The 24300-nt window shown below is 59.2% G+C and carries 23 protein-coding genes; 17 read left to right on the top strand and 6 right to left on the bottom strand.

Going from position 1 to position 24300, the window contains the following annotated elements; translation table 11 throughout:
• Nucleotides 1-254 precede the first annotated feature (254 nt).
• Together GKIL_RS02145 and rfbC are read right to left on the bottom strand one after the other, a co-directional pair.
• A complete protein-coding gene (locus tag GKIL_RS02145; RefSeq protein WP_023171720.1) occupies nucleotides 255-662 on the bottom strand; it encodes a hypothetical protein in 408 nt (135 codons plus the stop codon).
• A gap of 359 nt (nucleotides 663-1021) precedes the next feature.
• Entirely contained in the window at nucleotides 1022-1576 is a 555-nt protein-coding gene (gene rfbC, locus GKIL_RS02140) for a dTDP-4-dehydrorhamnose 3,5-epimerase (protein ID WP_023171718.1), read from the bottom strand.
• A gap of 129 nt (nucleotides 1577-1705) precedes the next feature.
• On the opposite strand from rfbC, the gene GKIL_RS25825 reads away from it, so the two are divergent.
• From GKIL_RS25825 to GKIL_RS02115, 7 genes are all read left to right on the top strand, one after another.
• The gene (locus GKIL_RS25825; RefSeq protein ID WP_023171717.1) at nucleotides 1706-2020 is read left to right on the top strand and encodes a TreTu family toxin; all 315 of its coding nucleotides are present in this window, start codon (nucleotides 1706-1708) and stop codon (nucleotides 2018-2020) included.
• Nucleotides 1909-2412 carry an immunity protein TriTu family protein gene (locus tag GKIL_RS24460; RefSeq protein ID WP_144080296.1) on the top strand — a complete coding sequence of 168 codons (504 nt, stop codon included), beginning with the start codon at nucleotides 1909-1911 and terminating at the stop codon, nucleotides 2410-2412. The genes GKIL_RS25825 and GKIL_RS24460 overlap by 112 nt, the downstream gene beginning before the upstream one ends.
• A 99-nt stretch (nucleotides 2413-2511) precedes the next feature.
• Nucleotides 2512-3117, top strand: coding sequence for a type IV pilin protein (locus tag GKIL_RS25465; RefSeq protein ID WP_023171715.1), 606 nt, complete (start codon nucleotides 2512-2514; stop codon nucleotides 3115-3117).
• 50 nt (nucleotides 3118-3167) lie between these two features.
• Complete coding sequence (locus tag GKIL_RS02130) at nucleotides 3168-6788, top strand: AsmA family protein (protein ID WP_023171714.1); 3621 nt, start codon at nucleotides 3168-3170, stop codon at nucleotides 6786-6788.
• Nucleotides 6785-7642: a 4-hydroxybenzoate solanesyltransferase gene (locus GKIL_RS02125; RefSeq protein WP_023171713.1), complete on the top strand. Its 858-nt coding sequence runs from the start codon at nucleotides 6785-6787 to the stop codon at nucleotides 7640-7642. Before GKIL_RS02130 ends, GKIL_RS02125 begins: the two co-directional genes overlap by 4 nt.
• Nucleotides 7643-7986: 344 nt before the next feature.
• Nucleotides 7987-9162, top strand: a complete 1176-nt coding sequence (locus GKIL_RS02120) for a Fic family protein (protein WP_041244243.1) — start codon at nucleotides 7987-7989, stop codon at nucleotides 9160-9162.
• Between the two features lie 190 nt (nucleotides 9163-9352).
• Complete coding sequence (locus tag GKIL_RS02115; protein WP_023171710.1) at nucleotides 9353-11410, top strand: S9 family peptidase; 2058 nt, start codon at nucleotides 9353-9355, stop codon at nucleotides 11408-11410.
• On the opposite strand, the gene GKIL_RS02110 is transcribed toward GKIL_RS02115, so the two are convergent.
• Complete coding sequence (locus tag GKIL_RS02110; protein ID WP_023171709.1) at nucleotides 11407-11922, bottom strand: gamma-glutamylcyclotransferase family protein; 516 nt, start codon at nucleotides 11920-11922, stop codon at nucleotides 11407-11409. The genes GKIL_RS02115 and GKIL_RS02110 overlap by 4 nt on opposite strands.
• Nucleotides 11923-12150: 228 nt before the next feature.
• Here GKIL_RS02110 and GKIL_RS22120 point away from each other — a divergent pair, with 228 nt between their 5' ends.
• The 6 genes from GKIL_RS22120 (at nucleotide 12151) to GKIL_RS23205 (ending at nucleotide 19482) form a co-directional block, all read left to right on the top strand.
• The gene (locus GKIL_RS22120) at nucleotides 12151-13956 is read left to right on the top strand and encodes a sensor histidine kinase (RefSeq protein WP_023171708.1); all 1806 of its coding nucleotides are present in this window, start codon (nucleotides 12151-12153) and stop codon (nucleotides 13954-13956) included.
• 4 nt (nucleotides 13957-13960) lie between these two features.
• A complete protein-coding gene (locus GKIL_RS02100; protein ID WP_023171707.1) occupies nucleotides 13961-14371 on the top strand; it encodes a response regulator in 411 nt (136 codons plus the stop codon).
• Between the two features lie 113 nt (nucleotides 14372-14484).
• The gene (locus tag GKIL_RS02095; RefSeq protein ID WP_023171706.1) at nucleotides 14485-15645 is read left to right on the top strand and encodes an ATP-binding response regulator; all 1161 of its coding nucleotides are present in this window, start codon (nucleotides 14485-14487) and stop codon (nucleotides 15643-15645) included.
• Between the two features lie 98 nt (nucleotides 15646-15743).
• A complete protein-coding gene (locus tag GKIL_RS02090) occupies nucleotides 15744-17405 on the top strand; it encodes a M28 family peptidase (protein ID WP_071824774.1) in 1662 nt (553 codons plus the stop codon).
• Nucleotides 17406-17627: 222 nt separating this feature from the next.
• A complete protein-coding gene (locus GKIL_RS23210; RefSeq protein WP_023171704.1) occupies nucleotides 17628-18581 on the top strand; it encodes a NotI family restriction endonuclease in 954 nt (317 codons plus the stop codon).
• Entirely contained in the window at nucleotides 18574-19482 is a 909-nt protein-coding gene (locus GKIL_RS23205) for a DNA adenine methylase (RefSeq protein WP_023171703.1), read from the top strand. The genes GKIL_RS23210 and GKIL_RS23205 overlap by 8 nt, the downstream gene beginning before the upstream one ends.
• A 294-nt stretch (nucleotides 19483-19776) precedes the next feature.
• Here the strand turns inward: GKIL_RS23205 and GKIL_RS02085 are convergent, their stop codons facing one another.
• Nucleotides 19777-20271 (bottom strand): retropepsin-like aspartic protease, encoded by a 495-nt coding sequence (locus GKIL_RS02085; RefSeq protein ID WP_023171702.1) that lies wholly within the window; start codon nucleotides 20269-20271, stop codon nucleotides 19777-19779.
• Nucleotides 20272-20355: 84 nt separating this feature from the next.
• On the opposite strand from GKIL_RS02085, the gene hisA reads away from it, so the two are divergent.
• From hisA to rsmG, 3 genes are all read left to right on the top strand, one after another.
• Complete coding sequence (hisA, locus tag GKIL_RS02080; protein WP_041244240.1) at nucleotides 20356-21123, top strand: 1-(5-phosphoribosyl)-5-[(5-phosphoribosylamino)methylideneamino]imidazole-4-carboxamide isomerase; 768 nt, start codon at nucleotides 20356-20358, stop codon at nucleotides 21121-21123.
• Between the two features lie 91 nt (nucleotides 21124-21214).
• The gene (locus GKIL_RS02075) at nucleotides 21215-22132 is read left to right on the top strand and encodes an energy transducer TonB (RefSeq protein WP_023171700.1); all 918 of its coding nucleotides are present in this window, start codon (nucleotides 21215-21217) and stop codon (nucleotides 22130-22132) included.
• A gap of 8 nt (nucleotides 22133-22140) precedes the next feature.
• Nucleotides 22141-22890 (top strand): 16S rRNA (guanine(527)-N(7))-methyltransferase RsmG, encoded by a 750-nt coding sequence (gene rsmG / locus GKIL_RS02070; RefSeq protein WP_023171698.1) that lies wholly within the window; start codon nucleotides 22141-22143, stop codon nucleotides 22888-22890.
• Nucleotides 22891-22896: 6 nt separating this feature from the next.
• On the opposite strand, the gene lexA is transcribed toward rsmG, so the two are convergent.
• Entirely contained in the window at nucleotides 22897-23472 is a 576-nt protein-coding gene (lexA, locus tag GKIL_RS02065; protein WP_023171697.1) for a transcriptional repressor LexA, read from the bottom strand.
• 158 nt (nucleotides 23473-23630) lie between these two features.
• Here lexA and ndk point away from each other — a divergent pair, with 158 nt between their 5' ends.
• Nucleotides 23631-24080 (top strand): nucleoside-diphosphate kinase, encoded by a 450-nt coding sequence (gene ndk / locus GKIL_RS02060; RefSeq protein ID WP_041243664.1) that lies wholly within the window; start codon nucleotides 23631-23633, stop codon nucleotides 24078-24080.
• 3 nt (nucleotides 24081-24083) lie between these two features.
• Here ndk and tatA read toward each other — a convergent pair whose 3' ends face one another.
• Nucleotides 24084-24290 carry a twin-arginine translocase TatA/TatE family subunit gene (gene tatA, locus GKIL_RS02055; protein ID WP_041243663.1) on the bottom strand — a complete coding sequence of 69 codons (207 nt, stop codon included), beginning with the start codon at nucleotides 24288-24290 and terminating at the stop codon, nucleotides 24084-24086.
• Nucleotides 24291-24300 lie beyond the last annotated feature (10 nt).

Genomic DNA, 24300 nt, shown 5'->3' with positions numbered 1-24300 from the left:
CTCGAAAATTCGAGGGGGAAAATCAAAATTTGGGTGCAGCCAGCCCGCGCAAAAACCGCTACCGAGATCGATCCCAGTAGCGGCTTTCTGAAAGTCCAATAAAACTGAAATGTCCGGGGGCTGTGAATCGATACAGTGATCCTACACAGGAGCCGGTCAGCGCACTCAAACGGTGTTCAATCTGATCCGGCTTCTCGATGACAAGCCACAGGCTGTATTCAGTTTCCAGTACTCTGTAGGGCGCGAATGTGAAGTTAATGCAAAAGGTTGGGCTGGGGCGAGCGGCTGTTGCTGAGGGTAAATTCGCTGACCGAAGGATTGGGATGGTTCGGATCGAGCGTGCCGATGCTGCGCTTCCAGAGCGCCGCGTCCGGCAGTTGGGCACGGATCTGACCACTCGAGCGCTCGCGGACCACCTGCAGCCAGACGCGGCCATGCATCGGGCAATAAAACTCTTCAAGCCACTGGTTGCGATCGACGATCGGACCCTGGCTTGCGATGAGCAGCGCCCGCTTATAAGGAATGCTCAGCGCTCTGGCAATCGCTTCTGCGCCTTCTATATAGATGCTGTGCCTGGTGCTGTTGAGGCGGTAAACCTGTAGTTCGCAGTCTGGACATTGGGGCGCAAATCTGCGCTTGTAATGACTCCGCTTTCCGGGCATGTTTTTGACCTAGACCTGAGTCGATGGGGGGATTATCTTCGCAGCGCCGACATAAAATCTCTGCCGACCTCAACATCATGAGCGCCAGAATCAGAGAAGTCCAGCGGGAAACCGCAATTAGGTACGATGGTATTAGTACTTTTAGGCGGTTCCCCTACCCCCGACACTGGCCAAAAATCGCTCTAAAACCTCCCCATTCTAGGGGGGTCTTATCCCCAGCCCTTGGGGATAAATGTCGCCAGGCAGACAGGTACTAGTACTTTATTCCTAAACGAGTTGACAGAGGCATATAGACTGGGGTCTAGTATTAAGCCCCGCGTCTGAGATAGCCTGCTGAAGCGAGGGTTTTCGCCGGGTATCTAGCGGTAGACCGGCAGGAGTGCCGGGTCGGTTTGCTCAAGAAACAAGTATTTTTTGTCCTTTTCAGAGAGGCGGGGATCAGCCAGGGGCCAGGCGATCCCGACCTGGGGATCGTTCCAGGCGATGCCCTGTTCGTCCTCGGGATGATAAAAATCGCTGCACTTATAAACAAATTCTGCCGACTCCGAGATCACGGCAAAACCGTGGGCAAAACCGGACGGAATATAGATCTGGCGCTTGTTCTCGCCGGAGAGGATCACCCCGGTCCACTGGCCGAAGGTGGGCGAGCCTCTACGGATATCGACTGCCACGTCGAAGACTTCCCCCTGCGCTACCCGGCAGAGTTTGGCCTGGGGATGACGCAGCTGATAGTGCAGGCCGCGCAGCACACCCCCGAGCGAGTAGGAGCAGTTGTCCTGCACAAACAGGTCGCCGATGCCCAACTGGGCGAAGCGTTCGCGATGGTAGGACTCGTAGAAGTAGCCGCGCACGTCGCCGAAGACCTTCGGCTCGATCACGCACACACCCGGCAGGCTGGTCTCGATTCGCTGCATCCTTCAGGTACTGTCTTCACTGCAGGTCCAGGTATACCGCAGGTTGGCCCGGCTCGCTTCCAGGTTTTGAGAAACGCTGCTGTTGTTCGCTTTGCCGTACACTGATTTATTGTAAATAGCCCAAGAATAATGCCACCTGTCCGAGTAGGGCGCTGGATGGGTCGGAAGGAATATGAGGCGATGCTTTCTTCTGGCACGGTTCAGGAGAGCTACAGTGGTACCACACACGTTACTTTTCCAGCCAGTCCAAATTCGTTTCACAAGCCATCGCAGACGAGTATTTATGTGGAGTTTGATGTTCCAGACCTAGCTATCGTTAAAACGCAGGAGGGATGGGCAAAGATTATTGGCCCGAACACAATCCAAGGAAGAAATGCAAAGCGCAAAGGTCAACCGGTTCCGCAGATGCCGCAGGCATCAAGCATCCAGTTATTGATACCTTGAGACGGTCTTTGGAGGAAGTGATGGATAATATACACTTTCTATCATTTGATGATTTCGCTCGAAGTGGCGGAGAGAAACGTCAGAGCAAATTGAGTGCTACTGTTCTCAAGCAAGTATTAGAGAAATTTTTTTATAATTCAAGGCTTACAGGTGTCAGCTTTGAAACCACCTCCTTCTGCGACGTTTCCCCCGATCCGAGTGCAAGGTTGAACCTGGACTCTGAAAGATATTTGGGCCAGATCACCCTCTGGAAATCCGGCAATGTCGATTTTGAGGTTCTTGATTGCGAGCAAGAAGACACGATCTTTTTCGGGCATGTACGGCTCCAGGAAGATAGTGAAGAAAAACTCAAAGATCACCTGAGTAGATTTGTAGCTTACTTTTTGAACTGAGAATTTTGTCCGTGCCCGTGGGTGCCCCCAAGCGACTCGCCTGGAAAGGCGAACTTTAGATGCTAGATTGGCTACGTTCGGCACCGGAAGGTACAGGCCATGGAGAATCGGCAGGTGCGCCGCAACTGGATGCGCACGGCGTCAGGCTTCACACTTATCGAACTGTTGGTGGTCGTGGTGATCATCGGTATCCTGGCGGCTGTCGCCGCTCCCAACTTGATTGGTCAGACCGACAAGGCGCGCACGACCGAAGCGACCCAGGTGCTCTCCAACATGAACAACGGCCAGGCGGAGTACAACTTCAAGCATCCGGGCGAGTACGTCACGATCGGCCAGCCTGCCGTGGGCCAGACCAAGATTCCGCCCAAGAGCGCCGATTACATCACCGCCGAAACCGACCTGGGCAACCCCGCCACGCCCAATACGGCGGGCGAGCAGACCGACTTCCAGCAGATTCTGGGCATCTCGGTCGGCTCCGGCACGGCGGGGGAGCGCTGGAACTTTGCCACCGCCGGCAACGCTTCGGTCTTCAAGCCCGAGGGCGATGTGCTGGTGCCTGTGGCAGCGGCAAGCGGCCAGGGCGGCACCGCTCAAGATTTCGTCTCGATGGCCAAGGGCATCGACACCAGCAAAGACACCGCCCGCCTCGGCGTGCAGATCGTCCACAGCCAGAACCGCACCATCCTCGATGCCAAGCGGCAATAGCTGCAGCTTGGTAAACTGGCTGAGGTACTTTCGCAGCTGATCGCTCGGGCATGACAGAAGCGGTTCCCGCCCCCGATAAAAAATCGCCCCCTCCCTCTCGATTTGCGGTCCCGGTGTGGATGCAGCGCACGCTGGTGGGCACGGCGGTGGTGGCGGCGACTGGCGTCGCTGCTCTCGCGGTGCTGCCGCTTTTTATCGATGGTGAGAGCTTTCGCAAGCCCCTGCAGCAGGTGCTCACCCGTTCGACCGGGCGGGAGGTGCTGCTGGGCCGCCTGGAGTTGAGCACGTTCGGTGCGATCGGGCTGCGCACCGACGAGTTGCGCCTGGGCACCTCCGATGGACCGGCGGACCTGGAGGCGCGGGGTGCCTTCGTCGAGCTGGCGCTCTGGCCGCTTTTGACCCGGCGGCTCCAGGTGCAGGCGATCGAACTTGAGGGGGCGGAGCTGAGCCTCAAGCGCTACCGCGATGGCCGCTGGAATTTTTCGGACTTTGCGCTGCGTCCGGTGGCGGGCGAGCAACCGCTCGATCTGGCCCAGGTGGGCCTGCGCCTCCTCGACAGCACGGTGAGCATCGACGACGAGGCGGTCCAGCCTCCCCAGCGCTTCGCCGTCACAGGCTTGAGCCTCAACATCAAAAAACTCGACCGCCGCGATCTGCCGATCAACCTGCAGGCGAAGGTGACCAATAGTTTGAGGGATAAACCCGTCACTGCCGCCCTCACCCTCGACGGCAACCTTGTTCTCCCCGAAGACGGCGACTGGCAGAAGCTTTCAGGCAAACTGCGGATTCTGGCCGCCAAGTTCCGGCCCCGCTATCTGAGCGCTTATACCCAGCAGATTCCAAGCCTGGCGGGGCTGACCGGCGTCTTTGACCTCAACTTTGACTGGCAGGGCCAGCTGGGGGGCCAGTCTCGCCTGGCCGGCACGGTCGGTACTCGGCTTTTGCACTGGGACTGGCCGGCGGTATTTGCGACGACGCCCTGGGTGGTCCGCCGCGTCAATGTGCAGACGGCCCTCACGATCGACGGCGACAGCGTGCGCGCCGACCAGCTTCACCTGACGGGTGAAAATCTCGATGCCAATCTCTCGGGCAACATCGTCCGCCCCGCCGGTCCCGACCCAAAGCCCCAGCTCGACGTTGCTGTCAGGAGCGGCTTTATCGATCCTTATGCCCTGCGCGCCAATCTCCCCCTCGGGCTTTTTAGCGCCGATCTGCGCAACTGGCTGGTGCAGAGCAAGGGCGCAGGCCGGTTGCGCTTCGCCGATCTGCGCCTGCGCGGTGCGATCGACAAACTGAGCACCGAGGGCAGTCTCGAATTTCAGAACCTCAAACTGATCAACCCCCGCCTGCGTTCACCGATCGATGTGCTGGGCGGCAAGGTGGATTTTACCGAGAGTGCCCTGCAGCTTGTCGCCCTGCGCGTCGGCCCGGCGGGGGCAGAGACGACCTTAAACGGCACGGTCAACCGCACCACGGACGGTCTTTTGAGTCTCAAGGCCACCGGAGCAAACGCCGATCTGAGTGCCTTCAGCAATCTGGCCAGTGGCCGGTTGGGCACCCTCGGTGGCCGGGCCAACCTCGATCTGACGATCGACGGCACCCTCGACGCGCCAAAACTGCAGGGCCGCGCTGAGTTACTCGGTGCCTCGCTGCAGCGCGACGGCTGGGCGCAACCGCTTAAAAACGCGCGCGGCAGCCTCGTCTTTGAACCCGACAAGCTGACGATCACTGGCCTGCAGGCCGATCTGGGCGATTCGAGCCTGAATGTCGAGGGAGTGCTCAACCGCTACGGCACCGACAGCGCTGACCCACAGATTGCGATCACGAGCGACGGCCTCGCTCTCAAGGCCGCCTACTCGCTGCTGGCCTCGGATCTGTTCGAGGGCGATTTCCGGCGCGCTTTTCGATCGACTTTTAGTAGCCTGGCGGGCACTGCAGCGGTGGATCTGAAGCTGGCGGGCAGCACGACCACCGGCAAGCTCGACCTGCGCGGCGCGACGATCGGCCTTGCGGATCTGCGCACGCCCCTCGAAAATGCCGTGGGCAGCGTCGTCCTCAGCGAGCGGGGCACGACTATTCCTCAACTGCGGGTGAGTGCCGCCGGCTCCCCCCTCAACCTCAAGGGCTTCGTCAGCCGTTACGGCGACATGCAGCTCACCGGCGACGGTACCCTCAACTTTCCGGCTGCCGTCGCCCTGCTCACTCCAAAGGGCCAGGGCAATATCCGGGCCAGTGGCAGTGCTCCTGTTAGCTTTTCGTTGGGGGGCAGCGAAGCGCGTAGCTTGAGCGCCACGGTCGATCTGTCGGGGTTGAGCGATTTTGTCGTGGGCGGCACCCTCGCTCTCGCCCCGGCCCGCCGCCTCACCCTCTCAGGCACCCTCAGCCCGAGCGCCCTGGCCCTCGACAGCAATAGTCGCCTCGAACTCGAAGACATTGCCCTTGCCATCTCCGGCACAATTGCCAATGTCGGACGGGCAAGCCAGCGCTACAACCTGCGTCTGCGCTCCGATTCAGCCGTCGAACTGACCACCCTCAGCCGCTACGTCACTCCACTGGGCAACCTGGGCATCGCCTCCGGTACGCCGAGCCCACTCGAAGCGCAACTGGTAGGTTCCGCCCCCGAAGTAGAGAGCACCCTGCAGCTCAGCAACGTCAATCTGCCGGGCCTGCTGGGTGGAATAGCCGATCTGAGCGGCCCTGTCAGCCTTTCCGGCAACCGGGTAAGCACGACGGGCCTCACCTTCCGCCTGGGCGAGAGCAATGGCCGGGTGTCCGGCTCTTTGAGCAACCCGCAAGATCCGGCGCTCAACTTCGATCTGCGCCTCGATCGGCTCAACATCGACAATTTGCTCACCAGTGCCCTCGCGGGCGAAAACAATCTCAAAAATCTGCACGGCCAGGGCAGCCTGCGCATCGACGCTGGCGTGCTGAGCCGCCTGAACTTCACCGACCTGAGCGCCCAGGCTCGCCTCGATCGGGGCATCTGGAACCTGAGCGGCCTCACGGTGAGCCTCGCCGAAGGCAGAATGAGCGGCAGCCTCGGTACAAATGTGCGCAACGCCGTGCCGCTTTTTAACGGCGACATTGCCCTGCGCGGCACCGATGTCAATCAGCTGGCGACAGTCTTTTTGGGCTTCGGCAACCAGATCGCGGGCAGTGCCGACCTCAGCATCAACTTCCAGTCCCAGGGCAGCACCCCCGAGGCATTTGTCGAGGGGCTGAGCGGCAGCGGATCGCTTTTGATTCAAAATGGCCGCCTGAGCACAGCCGATTTGCTTGGCCCACTTTTTGGCTCCACCGGCAACCTGGCGGGCAGTGTGCGCGGCTTTAACACGGGCCGCTTCGATCGCTTTGAAGGGGCATTTCGGATCGAACGGGGCACAGCAACCGGCGACAACTTTAGCTACCTCACCCCCAATGTTCAGCTGCGCCTGGGCGGCAACCTGCAACTCACAGGCGATCGCAGCGCTGCGCTCAAAGGCACAGGCGAATTCGTCCGAGCGAGCGCTGCCTTGCTGGGCCAGATCCGCAAGGCGAGCGGCGGGCCCGAATTTTTTAGCTTCGAGGTCAACGGGCCCATCGCCCAGGCCGCCTCGCTGCGGGAGTTGCGCTGGGTAGAGGCCACTCCCGCCACCCCCAGCCTGCCCACCGGCAGCACCTCGACGCCATGACCACCGCCCGTGCCATCTTGCGGCTGTTGCGCTGGGACAAACCAGCCGGGCGGCTCATTCTGCTCATCCCGGCTCTGTGGGGCGTCTTTGCTGCCGCCCACGGCGCACCGTCCCCCTGGCTCGTCGCCGTGATGGTCGTGGGTACCATCGCCACCAGCGCCGCCGGTTGCGTGATCAACGACCTCTGGGACCGCGACATCGATCCGCTGGTCGAGCGCACCCGCACCCGCCCGCTTGCAAGCCGCGAACTGACGATACCGGTGGCCGTCGTCACTGCCCTGGTGGCCCTCGTCTGTGCCTGGGGTCTGACGTTTTTTCTCAACCCCTTCACCTTCTGGCTGTGCCTGGCGGCTGTACCGGTAATCGCCCTGTATCCGGCGGCCAAGCGCGTCTTCCCGGTCCCGCAGCTGGTGCTCTCGATCGCCTGGGGCTTTGCGGTGCTCATCTCCTGGTCGGCGGTTACCGCTTCTCTAAGTGCAGCGGCCTGGTGGCTCTGGGGGGCGACGATCTTCTATACCCTGGGCTTCGACACCGCCTACGGCCTCACCGACCGCGAGGACGACCGCAAAATTGGCGTCAAGTCGAGCGCTATCTTCTTTGGCCCTCTTGTGAGCGAGGCGATCGCCGTCTTCTTTGCCCTCGCCTTTGTCTGTCTTGTGGTTGCGGGCTACCAGCTCGAACTGGGCACCGGCTTTTACGCCACTCTCGCAATTGCCGCTGTGCTCTGGTGGCGCGAGTACCGGTTACTCAAGACCACCGGCGATCCGGCCCGCGCCGGTGGCCGCGTCTTCAACGAAAACGTTACGATCGGCTTCTTGCTGCTCGCCGGACTGATCGGCGGTACCCTTATCTAGATTGGCCTCGTCCCAAAAATAACCGGTATTGTACGATTCAGGAATTCAGTTGCCGCCCTGGGACGCTGCCCCTGGTGATGAGATGGTTGTTGCCAGCGTCTCCTGCCACGAAATCGCCAGACAGCTGAAGAGCAGCAAGAATGCCATCTTGATCTGGCTAGAGACTAAATACAGATTTTGCCTTCAAGATCGCCGAAACAATCGCCGATTTCTATAGTAAGAAAAAACGAAAAGCTAGAATAGAAGGCGATGACACAGTACAGAGCGAGCCGCCGAAACAATCGCCGGACGATATCCAGATAAGCATGACTAATTTTGAAGAGATCTCCTGGCCTGTCGGGGTGATGGAACCACTTCTGCCCGGAGAGGGCAAAGCAAGTGCAGGTCTTAGCGATCTTGTTATAGATATCGTCAGCGAGGACAGGGCCCTTGAACAGTCCTTGCCCCCGCATATCAAACGGGCAACAGCCGAACTGGTTCGCTCGATGAACTGTTACTACTCCAACTTGATTGAGGGACACAATACCCATCCGATCGACATCGAGCGGGCATTGAAGAGGGACTACTCTGCCGAGCCGCGCAAGCGCGAGTTGCAGTTGGAGGCCGAAGCCCATATTGCGGTACAGAAGCTGATCGACGCTGATGCTGGTCCCCCTAGCGCTTCCGTCACCTCAGCTGAGTGGCTTATCTGGGTGCATAAGGAGTTCTGCGACCGCTTACCAGACTCGCTTCTTTTGGCCAAAGACCCGGACACCGGTTCGACCAGACAGGTCAAACCAGGGCAGTTGCGCAACGGATGGGTCAAAGTTGGTGCGCATATTCCGCCGCCGCCAAGCGATCTGCCCAAATTCCTGGCACGCTTCGCCGAGGCATACGAACCAGCCCAACTTGGACGCACCCGTGCCTTAATCGCCACTGGCGCTGCCCACCATCGCCTTCTGTGGATCCACCCGTTCTTCGACGGTAACGGTCGGGTAGCCCGGCTCTTCTCCAACGCCTACTTGCGTCAGCTAGGAGTGTGCCGCTCCGGCTTGTGGTCCGTCTCGCGGGGACTAGCCCGCCGAGTAGAAGAGTACAAGAACATGCTGGCAGCTGCCGATGACGAGCGGCGCAATGATCTGGACGGTCGCGGTACCCTGAGTGAGCGGGGGCTCACTCTCTTCTGCCGTTTCTTTTTGGAAATTTGCCTGGATCAAGTCCGGTTCATGGCGTCACTTCTGCAGACAGAGCGCCTCGCTGAGCGCATCGAAGCCCACATGCGCGAGGAGATCACTTTGGGAAGGTTGCCGAAAGGTGCCGATGTATTGATGCGCTTCGCCGTCCGCTTCGGCGAGTTTGAGCGGGGAATGGCCAGACAGTTCATTGGCTACTCCGACAGTCAGGCCCGAGTAGTGCTCAAAGCATTGCTCGAGCGGGGATACCTGCGCTCCGATTCACCGAAAGGCGCAGTGCATGTGGGTTTCCCAGCTGAGGCAGCGGAGCGTTGGTTTCCGACTCTCTTCCCAGCTAAACCAACTTAAGACACTTCTGGGAGTGTGAACCGGGGATCAATAGCCTGGTAAATCCAGCAGTGACAGTCATCGGAGATTGCAGTCGGATGACTATGAGTAACTGCTCTGCTTCCGGGCTGACAGCCCGAACATCCGAAAGCCTGGACTCTATCATGTAGTCTGGCCCGGTTTATTGAAATATTCTTACAGGTCAAGATCCATGCAACCGCCGTGCGCCCCTGAAATTTCCCATCGCACAGTCGTCCACGACATCGAGCGCAGCGATCCGTACTTCTGGCTGCGCGAGCGGTCCAATCCAGAGGTGATCGCCTACCTCGAAGAAGAAAATCGCTACACCGAGGCGATGATGGAGCCCACCGCCCGGCTGCGGGAGACGCTCTACGTCGAGCTGGTGAGCCGCATCAAGGAGACGGACCTCTCGGTGCCCGAAAAAATTGGCGATTATTATTACTACTCTCGCACCGAACAGGGCCGGCAGTATCCGATCTTCTGCCGCAAAAAGGGCAGCCTCGAAGCCGAAGAAATGGTTTTGCTCGATCAAAACGCGCTGGCGGCGGGCCACGACTACTTCAGCCTCGGAGCGCTGCAGGTGAGCCCGGATCACCGGTTGCTCGCCTTTACGAGCGACACGAACGGTTCAGAGATTTATAGCCTGCGCTTTAAAGATCTGGAGACGGGCGAAGCGCTGGCCGATGGGATCGACAATGTACTGGGCTACTCGGTGGCCTGGGCCGAGGACAACCGGACGATCTTTTATGTCACCCTCGATTCGGCCCAGCGCCCCTACCGCGTCTGGCGGCATCGCTTGGGCCAGCCCGGCGATACCCTCGTCTTTGAAGAAAGCGACGAAGCGTTCTTCGTCGATATTTTCAAGACCCGCAGCCGGGGCTATCTGATTATCCAGAGTGAAAGCAAGCTCACCGCCGAGGCGCACTACCTGCCTGCGGACAGCCCGGAAGCTTCCTTTCGCTGCTTTGCAAGGCGGCAGGCGGGAGTCAAATACACGATCGATCACCGGGGGGAGCAGTTTTATATCGTCACCGACCAGGACGCCAAAAACTCGAAGCTGCTCATCACCCCTGTCGAGCACCCGGAAGTGGAGCACTGGCAGGAGTTGATCCCGCACCGTGAGGCGGTCAAGCTCGACGGGATCGACCTTTTTGCCGACTATCTGGTCGTCTACGAGCGGGAGAACGCCCTGCGCACGATCCAGATATTCGATCAAAAAACCGGCACCAGCCACGCCGTCGATTTTCCAGAACCCGTCTACACCTACTTCCCGGCCCGCAACCCCGAATTTGCCAGCAGTACCCTGCGCTTTACCTATACGTCGCTGGTGACGCCGCGCACGGTCTTTGACTACGACATGGCAAGCCGAGCGCGCACCCTGCTCAAGCGCGACGAAGTCTACCACTACGATCCGGCCCTCTACACCAGCGAACGGCTCTGGGCGATGGCCCCGGACGGTGTACGGGTACCGGTGTCGATCGTCTACAAAAAAGGACTGGCCCCTGACGGCAGCAACCCCTGTTATCTGGCAGGATACGGCTCCTACGGCATCAGCATCGACCCGGTTTTCTCCTCGACCCGGCTCAGCCTGCTGGAGCGGGGCTTTGTCTTTGCGATTGCCCATATTCGGGGCGGCGGTGAGTTGGGCAAAGCCTGGTACGAGGACGGCAAGTTTCTCAAAAAACAAAACACCTTCAGCGACTTTATCGCCTGCGCCGAGCACCTGATCGCGGGGGGTTTCACCCGGCCCGAGCGGCTCGCCATCTCCGGCGGCAGCGCCGGGGGGCTTTTGATCGCCGCTGTGCTCAACCAGCGACCGGAGCTATTTGGGGCGGCGGTGGCCAAGGTGCCCTTCGTCGATGTGGTAAACACCATGCTCGACCCGTCCATTCCGCTCACCGTCACCGAGTACGAAGAATGGGGCAACCCCGCGCAAAAAGCCTTCTTCGACTACATGCTTTCTTATTCGCCCTACGACAACGTCCAGGCAAAAGCCTATCCGCCCCTGCTCGTCACCGCCGGTCTCAACGATCCGCGCGTCGCCTACTGGGAACCGGCCAAGTGGACGGCGAAACTGCGCACACTCAAGCGCGACGCCAACCTGCTGTTGCTCAAGACCAACATGGGCGCAGGCCACGGCGGCCCCTCCGGACGCTACAGCGCCTTGAACGAGATCGCCTTCGAGTACGCCTTCATCCTGCTTGCTCTGGGGTTATCGACCGAACCGCTCACCAGCCTCGTCGGCTAAGCGCTCCGGCGCTGGCGCGACTGCAGCCAGCGCATCCGCTCGAACAACTGCCAGCAATACTCCTCGGACAGACCGCAGGTAAGCGCTCCGCGCAGAACGACGCTGCTGTACCACTCGTTGGGAGCCAGTTCCTCAGAAAGCTTGTCGATCACCGTGTAGGTGCGCACGCCAGGGTACAGGCGGCCCCGGCAGTTCACTTCGACTTGCTCGTGGCGGTAATAACCCAGTTCGACCCCCTCGCGCTCGTCGAGCCGGTCGCTCAGGCGCAAGGGCAGACGATAAAGTACGCCTTCGACCTGCGAGCGTGGATCCGCTACGATGTCGAGGGCACCGCAGTTGCGCCGCGATAGATAGTGATAAAAACCCAGACGATACCCTGAAAGTTGCGCCGAACCGAGGACAGAAGAATGCACATCCTCGCCCAGGGAACGCTTGAGATCGACGGGGCACATGCACGAACCGTAAGCAAAGTAAAGAAAGTGGGTGTCGAGGGATAGACCCGGAAGTGCCATCGCAGCAGGCGAAACAGAACGACCGCTCAAATCCTAGCAAACATAGACTCAAAATACAACGTAATCCGATGGATAAACCGTGGATTGCTCCGAATGTTCTGACGACGGCTATACATCCCGACGGCTTATCAAATCAGGTGCTCGCTTGAAAGCTTGACCTGGCGCGGGCATACTGGCAGTGTAGCAACGATAGTGAGTCGGAAGTTAGAGCTGTGAAGGCTGGCAAATATGCAGCGCTTCTTGCTTGATGAGCGTTCCTTCCGTCGCAGCCTGCTGTGGTCAGTGCTGCTGCCTTTGCTGCTGGTGGCGGTTCTGGCCGGGGTGTTGCTGTGGCAGGTGGGTGCCCTGCTGGAAGCTAACCGGTGGGTTGAGCATACCAGCAATGTGATTGGCGCACTCAACCGCACCGAACGGTTGCTGGTCGATGGCGAGACGGGCTTGCGCGGCTACCTGCTTACAGGCGAGCGGCGCTTTCTTGAACCTCACGAGCGTTCCCGAACAACGCTTGGCGGGCAATTTTCTACTCTCGCTTCTTTAGTGGTTGACAATCGCGAGCAGAGCGAGCGGGTCAACCGCCTGCGCACCCGTGCAGAAAGCTGGCAGCTCTACGCCCGAGGCAGGCTTACGGCTTCTGGGGCGCAACGCGCCAATCTCCAAGCGAACCTGGAGGGCAAGCGCCGCATGGATGAACTGCGCACCTTGATCCAACAGATGCTCTCAGTCGAAGAGAATCTGCGCGCCATCCGTACCAGCACCGCCCAGAGTACGGCTTCGGGCACGATCTTGCTCGCGCTCGTTGCTTTGGGTACTGCCGGAGTGATTCTGGTGGTCTTTGTGCGCGCCCGACTGGTGCAATTAGACGACGAATATCGCAAGTTGCTCAAACAAACCCGCAGCCAGACGGAGGAGTTGGCAAAGCGCGAGGAGCGCTTTCGCCGGGTGGTCGAATCCAATATCGTGGGTATTCTCTTTGCCGACCTGGAAGGGCAGATCCACGAAGCGAACGACGCCTTTTTACAGACGGTGGGTTATAGCCGCGAGGAGTTAGCCAGAGGACAGTTGCGCTGGGATCGGATTACTCCCGGCGAGTACACGCCTGCTGATGCCCGAGCGGTGGCCCAGTTGCGCCAGTCTGGCCGCTGTGAAGTGTTCGAGAAGGCATACGTGCGCAAGGACGGCGCACAGGTTCAGGTACTGGTCGGGGCAGCGCTCCTGCCGGATTCCGACAGCGACGAAGCGGTCAGCTTTGTCGTCGATGTCAGCGAGCGCGTGCGCGCCGAGGTACAACTGCGTCAACTTGCCGAAACCCTCGAAGAAAAAGTCGAAGCGCGCACCGACCAGTTGCAGCAGGCCAACCGCGAACTGGAGCAGTACGCCTTTGTGGTCGCCCACGACCTGCGCGCTCCCTTGCGCTCGATTCAAGGCTTCGTCGAGGCGATCGTCGAAGACTGTGGCAGGACACTGAACGGCGAATGCCGGGAGTACCTTGAGCGCATCGACTTTAGCGGCAGGCGCATGGAGCAGTTGATCGACGACCTGCTGGCCTACAGCCGCCTCGGAAGTACCGAGATCGAGACGCGGGCGATCAGCCTGGAAGCGGCAGTGAGTAGAGCCCTGGAGGAGCTGAGCGCAGACATCCAGCGATCGAGCGCCGTTATCCGGGTAGAGCGGCCCCTGCCTGCCGTACAGGCCGATCGGGTCATTCTCGTTCAGGTTCTGACCAATCTGCTGAGCAATGCGATCAAATTTGTCGCCCCCAGCGTCACTCCCAGGGTGCGCGTGTATGCCCGGCAAAACACAAGCCAGGCGCGGGTGCGGCTATGGGTCGAAGACAACGGCATCGGCATTGCCCCTGACAGGCAGGAGCGCATCTGGGGCGTCTTCGAGCGCCTGCACGGCTTTGAGACCTATCCTGGCACCGGCATCGGACTGGCGATTGTCCAGCGCGGCTGTGAGCGCATGGGCGGCAGGGCAGGCGTAGAATCTCAAAAAGACAGCGGCAGCCGTTTTTTCATCGATCTGGCGGAGGGGTAGGTCCGTGGTACAACCCAGGGTACTGATCGTCGAGGACAATCCGGAGGACGCCCTGCTCGCCCGGCGGGTCCTTAAAAAAGTCGGGCTCGGGGCCAACGTACTGGTGCTCGAAGATGCGGAGCGGGCCGTCGCTTACTTGAGAGGCGACGGCGTGTACGCCGATCGCACTGCCCATCCCCTGCCGGTGTTGACGCTGCTGGATTTGCGGTTGCCGGGGCAAAACGGCCACGAACTACTGGCCTGGATGAGAGGCGAGCCCGATTTGATGCACCTGCAGGTGGCGATGCTCACCAGCGCCGACGACCCGGCGGCGATCGAGCGCTCCAGGCTTCTGGAGGCGGCCTGCCACCTGCTCAAGCCCATCAAGGTAGAGGCTCTACGACAGCTGGCAGCCGAGGTAGGGATAAGACAATAACCTGTTGCTGCTTTTGGGGTGTACTTTATCTACCCTGGGAGCTTGCCTGAGCGGACAGAAATACTTAGACTCGTTCAAGTTTTGCAGTACAGGAGGCGGAGGAACGGCAAAAAATGAGGGTGCTGGTAATCGACGACAACCCCGAGGACCGCAGGCTGGTGATTCGCGAACTGGAGCGCGAGTTCGAGAACCCCCAGGTTGTAGAGATCGCGAACCAGGAGGCGCTCAACCAGGCTTTTCGCTCGACAAAAGCTATCGATCTGGTCGTTACCGATTACCAGCTGGGCTGGGCAGACGGATTATCGGTGCTGCAGCAGATCAAAGCAATGCTGCCCGCCTGCCCGGTGATCATGTTTACCGGCTCCGGAGACGAAGAAACAGCCGTAGCCGGCATGAAAAGCGGCCTCGACGATTATGTCCTCAAATCCAGAGGTGGCTACCGCCGCTTGATGGTGGCCATGCGGAGCGTGCTGGAGAAGGTGAACCTCAGACAGCAGGCCCTCAACCTCGAAAAGCAAAGAGCGGAGGCTCTTGCCCAGGCGCTTGCGGCCCAGCAAGAAGCGGAGCGGGCGAGCCGACTCAAAGATGAATTTCTAGCTGTGCTCAGCCATGAGCTGCGAACACCGCTTAATTTGATCGTCGGCTATGCCCAGGTGGCGCTCCGCCAGTCCCTCGATCCGATCAGTCGCCAGGCGCTCGAGGTAATCGAGCGCAACGCCAGATTGCAGTTCAAGCTGATTGGCGATCTTATCGATGTCAGCCGCCTCAGCGTCGGGATAGTGCGCCTTGAGAGGCGTTCTCTAGAACTGTCAGGGGTCGTCGAATCGGTGGTCGATGCCCTGCGCAGCCGGGCGGAGGCAAAAGGCTTACACCTGCTCTGGAGCCGCCCCCTGTACAGTTGCCCGGTCTGGGCAGACCCGGACCGACTCACCCAGGTGGTCAGCAACCTCCTCATCAATGCCATCAAGTTCACGGGCGCGGGAGGCCGCATCGAGCTGACGCTGGAGCGTTCCGGCTCGACAATAGACCTGCGCGTCAGTGACAGCGGTATTGGCATCAGCGCCGATTTTTTGCCCTACGTCTTTGAGCGCTTTCGCCGCGCCGCAGGGACGGCCAGCGCTGCCGACGGCAGCCTGGGCATCGGACTTTACGTCGTCCACGATCTGGTGACGCTCCATGGCGGCACCGTCACCGCCCACAGCGACGGCCTGGGGCAGGGTGCGACCTTCACCGTGCGCCTGCCGCTTCTGGCAGTGCAGCCCGAACCGAACTGACCGTAGCCGTTGCGCGGCTGGCGGGTAGACTGCGGATCCGGTCTTGAAGAGGCTGGATTTCTTATACAATCCGGGCAACAGAACAGATGGGGGGCAGTATGCAAGGACATGGACGGTGGGTGGGCGGATTTTGGGCTTTTGCCCTGCTTCTGGCGGGGGCGGGGGCGGCTCCGGCGGTCCCTCTGAGCGTTGCTCCGCCCATCTCGATCGGTGCCATCGACGGCTACCTGCGCTTTCTATCGAGCGATCTGCTCGAAGGCCGGGCACCGGCGACGCGGGGGGGCGAGCTGGCCGAAGAGTACATCGCCTCGGTCTTTCACTCTTTGGGGCTGGAGCCGGGAATGCCGGACGGCAGCTACTTTCAAAAAGTACCGATCACCGTCTCGACCCTGCGGCGCGACAGCCTCAAGATGCAGGCCGTCGCAGGTTCCCAGACGCTCGCTCTCGATTCGCCCGAAGCGGCCATTTTCTGGAGCAACCGCACCGAGAGCCACACCGACGTCGATGGCGAAATTGTCTTCGTCGGTTACGGAGCAAAAGCGCCGGAGTACCGCTGGGACGACTTCAAACAATCTGTCCGAGGCAAGGTGCTCCTGGTGCTGGTCAACGATCCGCCCGCCACCGCGAGCGAACCCAGACTTTTTGGTGGTCGAGCGATGACCTACTATGGCCGCTGGGTCTACAAGTTCCAGGAAGCCGAGCGCCAGGGAGCCGCCGGGGCAATCATCGTCCACACCCCGGAGCGGGCGGGCTACCCCTGGCACACCGTTATCAGCTCCTGGTCCGGCGATCAGCGCTTTTTAGCACCTGCTGGCGATGCCCCGGCGGCCCTGCCCGTGCGCGGCTGGATCACCGACACAGCGGCCCGGCAGCTGCTGGCCTTGAAGGGCCTGAACCTCGATACTCTGGTTTCCCAGGCCGCCCGCCGCGACTTTCAACCTGTAGCGACGGGCATCCGTCTGGTAGGCAGCTTCGACACCGACGTGCGATCGATCGAGGCGCGCAATGTCGTCGCCAGGCTTAGCGGAGCTGATCCCAGATTCAAACAACAGGCCGTCCTCTTTACAGCTCACCACGATCACCTGGGGATCGGACCGGCTGTAGAGGGCGATCGGATCTACAACGGCGCAAACGACAACGCCTCGGGCGTGGCGGACCTGCTGGCGATGGCCCAGGCAGCAAAACTGGCTCCCCCGCCGAAGCGCTCGCTCTACTTTGCAGCGGTCACCGCCGAGGAGTCAGGTCTGTTGGGTTCCGCCTACTTTGCCGAGCACCCGAGCCTGCCCCTCGATCGGATCGTAGCCAACCTCAACATCGATGGCGGCAACCTGCTCGGTCGCACGCGGGATCTGGTCGTCCAGGGCGAGAACAAGAGCACCCTGGGGGATCTGTTGCGCCTTGTTGCCCGCGAGCAGAACCTCACCACCTCCCCCGACCCCTTCCCAGAGCGGGGGGCTTTTTATCGCTCCGACCAGTTTTCCCTCGCCCTGCGGGGCGTTCCGGCCCTCTCGGTTGCCGCCGGCACCGACTTTATCGGCAGGCCCAGAGGCTGGGGCAAAGCGCAACTTGAGACCTATGTTGCAAAACGCTACCACCAGCCTTCCGACGAGTACCGGCCCGGCCTCGACCTCAGCGGTGCCGCCCAACTGTCGCGCCTGGTGCTGAGTGTCGGCCTTACCGTCGCCAACGCCCCGAACCTGCCCCAGTGGAAACCCGATTCTGAGTTTCAGCGCTCAAAAACCACTCAGGCTACCCCATGACACAACAATCACTTTAATCGAACAAAGAGGCACATCCTACAAGAAAGTGTGTGGCAGTATCATAAAACTTACACACCATCCGACGAGAGTGATTAGATAAAAGAGACTTCATCAATCAATAGCTCTAATGATTGATCACAACAACACTCGCCAAATATCACTCCTGTCGCTACAAGTGGATTAAATTTCTAGACTATGTGCTTGTATAGATGAGAGGTAGATGTGACCCAAAAAGCTAAGGAGCAACAGCAACCGACAGCAATTCCCAATCCATTGCATGAGGTCTTTGGCTTCCCGCCAGATATGATTGATGAAGAAGCACTGAGATATCGCAATAGTAAGTATTGTCCTTTTGGAAACGGCAGAAGCCGTCACTGCACCAAATCCAAGGCTACGGATCCAATAGGCGTATGCAGTATCTACCGCGACAACACTGCTACGATTACCTGTCCCGTGCGTTTCCGTCAAAATGGGTTAATTGGTAATCACACCTCAGCTTTCTTCTTTCAAGGCATAAAGAATCCGGATTTTCGCCTTCTGACCGAAGTCAAACTACGGGATGCCGCAGGAAACCCTGTCGGCATTATTGATGCTGTAGTAGTTCGACTTGAGAATGGTCGCATTGTAGATTATGGAGCAGTGGAGGTACAAGGCACTTATATCTCAGGTAATGTCACCAATCCTTTCAAAAAATATATGAGTGACCAAGTTGCTAATGCCACTATGCTTTGGCCCAAAAAGTCAGCGCCAAGAGCAGACTATTTATCTTCCTCACGCAAGCGCTTAGTTCCGCAGCTACTTTACAAGGGTCGCATTCTCAAATCCTGGAATCGGAAGATAGCTGTCGTCGTGGATCAACCGTTCTTCAAAGACCTGTTTAGGATTACTCCTTTTGAACATTTACAAGATCCTGTCTGTGCAGATATGGCATGGTTTATCTACGGATTACAACGGGACGAAGCCAGAACGCAATACACATTAACCCTCAACAATGTCGTATATACTGAATTTTTAAAAACCTTAGAACGAATCAACACCCCGATTTCCGGAGATGAAAGTCAATTTATTAAACAACTGCAGAGCAGAATTGATGCTGGCGAATTATCCGGTATTCCCGAAGAAGTTGAACTTACACCTGATCTTGACGCTCCTGTGACTTTCGACAACAATGAGTAATTCAACTGAAGAACAACTTGATCTGCAAATTTCGATTGCAGTCACATCCCATCAAAAGGTGGTCAACGTGGCTTCTGTGCCCAAGCGTAGCCCTTTTCGCTACCCCGGAGGCAAAACTTGGTTAATACCGTATTTGCGACAATGGCTAAATAGCTTACAAACAAAACCGACCCTATTTCTGGAACCCTTTGCCGGTGGCGGTATAGTTAGCTTAACCGTTGCATTTGAGAATTTAGCTGAATTCATCACTATGGTTGAATTAGATCAGCTAGTTTCCTCTGTCTGGCGCACAATTCTGGGAGACGAAGCTGAATGGCTGGCAATACAAATCGAAGCCTTCGAGCTTACAGCTGCTAACGTTGATTTTGTTCTAGCTAATAGTAATCCAACCGCTCGTGAGCTTGCATTTCAAACAATTCTTAAGAATCGGGTCAATCGAGGTGGAATTTTGGCTCCAGGGGCTGGACGATTGAAAGAAGGAGAGTCTGGCAAAGGGCTTAGGTCGCGTTGGTATCCTGAAACCCTTGCTCAACGAATACGTGATATCGGCAGGGTCCGTACTCGTATTGCTTTTATTGAAGGTGACGGTTTAAGCGTGATGAGAACTAATGCTCATCGTCAGGATATGGTGGTCTTCATAGACCCACCTTACACCGCGTCAAGCAAACGTGCTGGTAGTCGCCTTTATAATCATTCGGAATTAGATCACAATGAGTTATTTCGCATTACTGATACATTAAAAGGTGACTTCTTAATGACATATGATAATGCTAGAGAGGTTAGGCATTTAGCCACAAGTTATGGATTTGATACCAAACCTGTTGCAATGAAAAATACTCATCATGCCAAGATGAGTGAGTTACTAATCGGTCGCAATCTCGATTGGCTACAAAACCCTTAAATTGGATGGGACTTACCGTCGCCAACGCCCCGAACCTGCCCCAATGGAAACCCGACTCCGAATTTCAGCGACCAAAAGTGGCCTCAGTCGCGCAGTAGAACACTGTCGCTTTTCGCCTGCATCCCCTTATTTGCAACAATAGGGCCAACTCATCCTGGCTCGCCGAACCCCTCCGAGTCCGGGCTTTTCAGCATCCTGGGATCGAAGTCTCTGATTCTACCGTGACTCGCTCAGGACTTGGGGAGTGCTGGGTCATAGATTTGCAGTGCCCTCGCCCCGTTCGTCGTTGCGGACCTACTCATTCTCAGCCGGAGTGCCCGTTTGTTCGAGCAGAAGCGACTGCTGGTTGTAGTCGATCGTCACCCGGTACTGCTTGAGAAAAGTATAACCCAGCACGCCTGCCAAGGGCCGGTTCAAGATAGTCTCGAAGGTCTTGAGATCCTGGACGATGGCTGCCTGGCGGTGGGCGACGAGGGGACCAACCTGGATCGCTTCGAGATCGAGGGTGACGGCACTCTGGGAGCGGGGCGAGCCGATGCCGGAAAGCTGAACGCGCCGGGAGCGCAGGGGCAGACGGCGTTCGCGCACGTAGCGGTCGCTCAGGACGCTGACGTTCGCCCCGGTATCGACGATGAAGGCGGCGGGCGGCCCCTGGTTGACCCGCGCCTGGACGACGATGAGCCCCGCGACGCTCTCAAAAGGAATCGAGACCGCCTCAGCTTGAGCCGCTGCCGCCAGAAACGGGAGGAGGGTGAGGGTACCGAGAATCGGGCGAGAAGGATGAGACATTGTTCCCCATTAAACAACGCCCGGAAGATTGCCGAGTGTTGCCGGGGCAGCCAATAATGTCTCGGATGACCAATAATGTTGGCGATGGACATCATTCCTGCGATCGACATTCTCGATGGCCGCTGCGTGCGCCTCTACCAGGGCAACTACCAGCTGGCTGAAACCTACGGCGAAGATCCGGTCGCCGTTGCCTGTAACTGGGCCAAACTTGGAGCCCCCCGGCTGCACGTCGTCGATCTCGACGGGGCGCGGCGCGGGACGCCGGTACACCTCGACGTCCTCGAGGCGATCGTGGCCCAGGTGCCCTGCCCGGTGCAGTTTGGCGGCGGATTGCGCAGCTTCGAGGCGGTGAGCGCCGTCATCGAGCGCGGCGTGGACCGGGTGATCCTGGGTACGGCAGCGCTCGAAAATCCAGATCTCATCAAGCAAGCCTGTGCCCACTTTGGCGGTCGAATTGCCGTCGGCCTCGACGCGCGGGGCGGCCAGGTGGCGGTGCGCGGCTGGAGTGAAACGTCTGAAGTCGATGCGACGGAGTTGGCCCGCGAGATGGAAAAGCTCGGGGTGAGTGCCGTCGTCTACACCGATATTCTCAAGGACGGCACGCTCAGCGGTCCAAATCTGGTCGAACTGCAGCGGCTCACCGACACTGTTCAGGTACCGGTGATCGCTTCGGGTGGGGTCGGCACCCTGGCGGATGTGCTCAATTTGATCGCCCTTGAGCCCCACGGCCTGCAGGGGGTCATTATTGGCCGGGCGCTCTACACCGGCGATGTCGATCTCACTGAGGCGTTGCGAGCCGCCGGTCCCGGTCGCTGGCAGGATGTCCCGCCCGACGATGTGGCGTTCGCCTGATTCGGTGGTACTCTAGAGCAGCTTTTGCTCCACAGAATAGCCACCTGTATTGTCCTGCCAACCCAGGCAGGAGTCCGTTTGGAGATCTCTGATGGCCAGGTTCATTCCTCTTTGTGCGCTGATGCTGACGCTAGCAGGCACTGCTGCTCTTCCTCTGCTGGCGCAGCAAGATTCAAAAACCGCTCCCAGTGCTGAACTGCGAGCCTACCAGCTCAAAGTGCGCGATAAGATCCTCGAGAACTGGCAGCCTCCGGACATCGACAACGACACCCGACTGGAAGTGTCGGTGCGGGTCGATCGCGACGGCAAGGTGACGACCAAACCCGAGGTCAAGGTTCTCGACGGTGCCAGCAAATCCGATGCCGAAGATGCAGTCCTCGACGCGGTGCGCCGCTCCCAACCCTTTGAGAGCGTACCGGCCAACGTCGCTCCCTTCTACGTCGATGTGCGCTTTCGGCTCAAGATCGCAGCCAGGACACCGGCGACTCCAAAGTGTTTCCCGGTGGCCACCTACATCGACCTGCCCGCTGAGAGGCAGGCTCCCGTCAAAAAGGGCATCGATGACTTTACGGGTTTGCTGCGCGATACGGTGGGCAACAAGCCGCTATTTAATCTCGTGAGTGATCGCTCCCAGGCCGACTTGATCGTCCAGGCGAGCAGCGATCCGAGGCTGCCGCGCATCGAGAAGGCCCGATTTGCCGGGCGCTACACCGTCAACGATGCCCTGAGTACCGGCACGATCGATCTGGGCCTCAAAGACAGTTCCGGCAAAGACTACACCGACGGTGAACTGACACTCAACACGATGCAGCTGTTGGGCCGGGTGCTGGGCCTGGCGGGTACCGGTGGTCAGGCTGACTCGATCATGTCCGACGTGCGGATCGCCCCGCGCTTTGCAGGCGATCAGGCCCGCTACGCCGCCGATACGGTCAAGGCTGCCAGTTGCACTGCTCAAAACGCCCAGCGCGGCTTCCAGGTCGTCACCGCCACCGCGCCAGAAAAAAAGTAAGCTTCCCGATGGAATACGAGCAATCGCTCTGGCAGGAACTGGGCTGGCAACCCGACAGCGAGCAGTCCCGCCAGTTCGAGCGCCTCTACGCGCTGGTGATCGCAGGTAACAGCCGCCTGAACCTGACGCGGATTACCGATCGCGAGGAATTCTGGGAGAAGCACCTGTGGGACTCGCTTAGAGGCGCGGTGAGCTTCTTTGAGCGAAAAGACGTGAGCGCAATCGACATCGGCAGCGGGGCGGGCTTTCCGGGTTTGCCCATCGCCATCGCTCGACCGGACTGGTACGTGCTGCTCCTAGATTCGGTGCGCAAAAAAGTCGGCTTTATCGCCTCGACCCTGCAGGCGCTCGGGGTGACCAACGCCCAGGCTCTCTGTGGCCGCGCCGAAGAGATTGCCCACCGGCGCGATCACCGCGAGAGTTACGATCTGGCCGTTCTAAGGGCGGTGGCCCCGGCGAATGTCTGCGCCGAATATGGGCTGCCTTTTGTAAAGGTGGGGGGAGGGGCGGTGCTCTATCGTGGCAACTGGGAGGTGCGCGAAGAAGTGGAACTGGCCCGCGCCTGCGCGGCACTGGGGGCGGAAATCGCCGAGATCGATGCGTTTGAGCTGCCCGTCAGCCGGGCTGTGCGCCACTGCATCGTGCTCAACAAGACCGCCCCCGGATTGCGCGTCTTTCCGAGGCCAGCCGGTCTGCCGGTGCAACATCCGCTCGGTGCCCTCGAAGGAGAGCCACCGGCGAGCGAACAAGCCCACTGAGGACGATCAGTACTTGCGCACCAGGCCGACGACGACGCCGCTGACCTCGAGGCCGCTGGCCGGGTGGATCGGAGCGTAGCGGCTGTTGGCCGGCTCAAGCCAGCTCTGGCCGTTGCGGCGACGCAGGGTCTTGAGGGTCATCTCGCCATCGATGCGGGCGACGACGACATCGCCGTCCTGGGCGCGCTTGTTTTGATTGACGACGACGATATCGCCCTCGAAGATGCCCGCCTCGATCATCGAATCGCCCTTGACCCGCAACAAAAAGGTGCTGGTGCGCTCTTCGACGAGATATTCGTCGAGGGACATGCGGCTGTTGAGCAGATCTTCTTCGACCGTCACGGGCGAACCGGCGGGGATGCGGTTCTCAAGTAGCGGGATGCCCAACAGATCCGGATCGATGTAGTAGCGGTTGCCCTGGGCCTTGAGATAGCCCATCTGCTCAAGCAGCTGCAGCCAGCGATAAACCGTGGTGCGGTGCTGATCGAGATCGGTGGCGAGGGTACGAATCGGCGGCAGCGGCGTCGAACCGTAGGTTTCGATCAGTTGCTGCAGGAATTCTTTTTGACGAAGCGTAATCATGTTTGTACGATGAACACCTGTCCACAGTTTGGCATTCTCTTTTATCTATGGCAAGCATTCTGTCGAACTTTGCCGGTCTGCTGCCGGGTTTGGGGCGGCGGGGCAACAGGGGAACGCCTAAAATGACCCTTGGTTTACCTTCAATTTGGAGAGCCAAAGTGGAACGGACATTCATTGCCATCAAGCCCGACGGTGTGCAACGCGGCCTGAGCGGCGAGATTTTACAGCGCTTCGAGCGTCGCGGCTTCAAACTGGTCGGCTTAAAACTGATCAAAGTCAGCGAGGAGCTGGCAGAAAAACACTACGCCGAGCATCGGGAGCGGCCTTTTTTTAAGGGTCTGGTCGAATTTATTACCTCCTCGCCGGTCGTAGCAGCGGTGATCGAAGGCAAGGGGGTCGTCGCCACCGCCCGCGCCATGATTGGCCCCACCAACCCGCTCAACGCTCCCCTCGGCACGATCCGGGGCGACTACGGCATCGACATTGGCCGCAACATCATCCACGGCTCCGACAGCCCCGAGTCCGCCGAGCGCGAGATCGCCCTGTGGTTTACGCCCGAAGAACTGCTCGACTGGCAGGCGACGATCGCAGGCTGGATCTACGAGTAGGGTTTAGGAGTCCTTGCCGGAGGGCAGGCTCTGGGGCGACTCCGCTTCGGCAGGAGCACTCTTAGCAGGCTCATCGCTCACGCCACTTTTAAAGCCGCGAATCGCCTTGCCGAGTGCGCTGCCCATCTCAGGCAGTTTCTTGGGACCAAAAATGAGCAGGGCGATCACGGCGATCACCAGCACTTCCGGCAAACCGAGACCAAAAGGCATAACACTCTCT

The sequence above is a fragment of the Gloeobacter kilaueensis JS1 genome (genome assembly GCF_000484535.1).
GTDB lineage: Bacteria > Cyanobacteriota > Cyanobacteriia > Gloeobacterales > Gloeobacteraceae > Gloeobacter > Gloeobacter kilaueensis.
This window is presented reverse-complemented; position numbering and strand designations above follow the sequence as displayed.

What these genes read in the sequence shown, in the direction of transcription:
- GKIL_RS02115 (WP_023171710.1), top strand. Translation starts at nt 9,353, where the DNA reads ATGCAACCGCCGTGCGCCCCTGAAATTTCCCATCGCACAGTCGTCCAC.
- GKIL_RS02130 (WP_023171714.1), top strand. Translation starts at nt 3,168, where the DNA reads ATGACAGAAGCGGTTCCCGCCCCCGATAAAAAATCGCCCCCTCCCTCT.
- GKIL_RS02110 (WP_023171709.1), bottom strand. Translation starts at nt 11,922, where the DNA reads ATGGCACTTCCGGGTCTATCCCTCGACACCCACTTTCTTTACTTTGCT.
- GKIL_RS23205 (WP_023171703.1), top strand. Translation starts at nt 18,574, where the DNA reads ATGAGTAATTCAACTGAAGAACAACTTGATCTGCAAATTTCGATTGCA.
- GKIL_RS02095 (WP_023171706.1), top strand. Translation starts at nt 14,485, where the DNA reads ATGAGGGTGCTGGTAATCGACGACAACCCCGAGGACCGCAGGCTGGTG.
- GKIL_RS25825 (WP_023171717.1), top strand. Translation starts at nt 1,706, where the DNA reads ATGCCACCTGTCCGAGTAGGGCGCTGGATGGGTCGGAAGGAATATGAG.
- GKIL_RS22120 (WP_023171708.1), top strand. Translation starts at nt 12,151, where the DNA reads ATGCAGCGCTTCTTGCTTGATGAGCGTTCCTTCCGTCGCAGCCTGCTG.
- hisA (WP_041244240.1), top strand. Translation starts at nt 20,356, where the DNA reads ATGGACATCATTCCTGCGATCGACATTCTCGATGGCCGCTGCGTGCGC.
- GKIL_RS02145 (WP_023171720.1), bottom strand. Translation starts at nt 662, where the DNA reads ATGCCCGGAAAGCGGAGTCATTACAAGCGCAGATTTGCGCCCCAATGT.
- rfbC (WP_023171718.1), bottom strand. Translation starts at nt 1,576, where the DNA reads ATGCAGCGAATCGAGACCAGCCTGCCGGGTGTGTGCGTGATCGAGCCG.
- GKIL_RS02085 (WP_023171702.1), bottom strand. Translation starts at nt 20,271, where the DNA reads ATGTCTCATCCTTCTCGCCCGATTCTCGGTACCCTCACCCTCCTCCCG.
- GKIL_RS24460 (WP_144080296.1), top strand. Translation starts at nt 1,909, where the DNA reads ATGGGCAAAGATTATTGGCCCGAACACAATCCAAGGAAGAAATGCAAA.
- GKIL_RS02075 (WP_023171700.1), top strand. Translation starts at nt 21,215, where the DNA reads ATGGCCAGGTTCATTCCTCTTTGTGCGCTGATGCTGACGCTAGCAGGC.
- tatA (WP_041243663.1), bottom strand. Translation starts at nt 24,290, where the DNA reads ATGCCTTTTGGTCTCGGTTTGCCGGAAGTGCTGGTGATCGCCGTGATC.
- GKIL_RS02125 (WP_023171713.1), top strand. Translation starts at nt 6,785, where the DNA reads ATGACCACCGCCCGTGCCATCTTGCGGCTGTTGCGCTGGGACAAACCA.
- GKIL_RS25465 (WP_023171715.1), top strand. Translation starts at nt 2,512, where the DNA reads ATGGAGAATCGGCAGGTGCGCCGCAACTGGATGCGCACGGCGTCAGGC.
- rsmG (WP_023171698.1), top strand. Translation starts at nt 22,141, where the DNA reads ATGGAATACGAGCAATCGCTCTGGCAGGAACTGGGCTGGCAACCCGAC.
- lexA (WP_023171697.1), bottom strand. Translation starts at nt 23,472, where the DNA reads ATGATTACGCTTCGTCAAAAAGAATTCCTGCAGCAACTGATCGAAACC.
- GKIL_RS02120 (WP_041244243.1), top strand. Translation starts at nt 7,987, where the DNA reads ATGGAACCACTTCTGCCCGGAGAGGGCAAAGCAAGTGCAGGTCTTAGC.
- GKIL_RS02090 (WP_071824774.1), top strand. Translation starts at nt 15,744, where the DNA reads ATGCAAGGACATGGACGGTGGGTGGGCGGATTTTGGGCTTTTGCCCTG.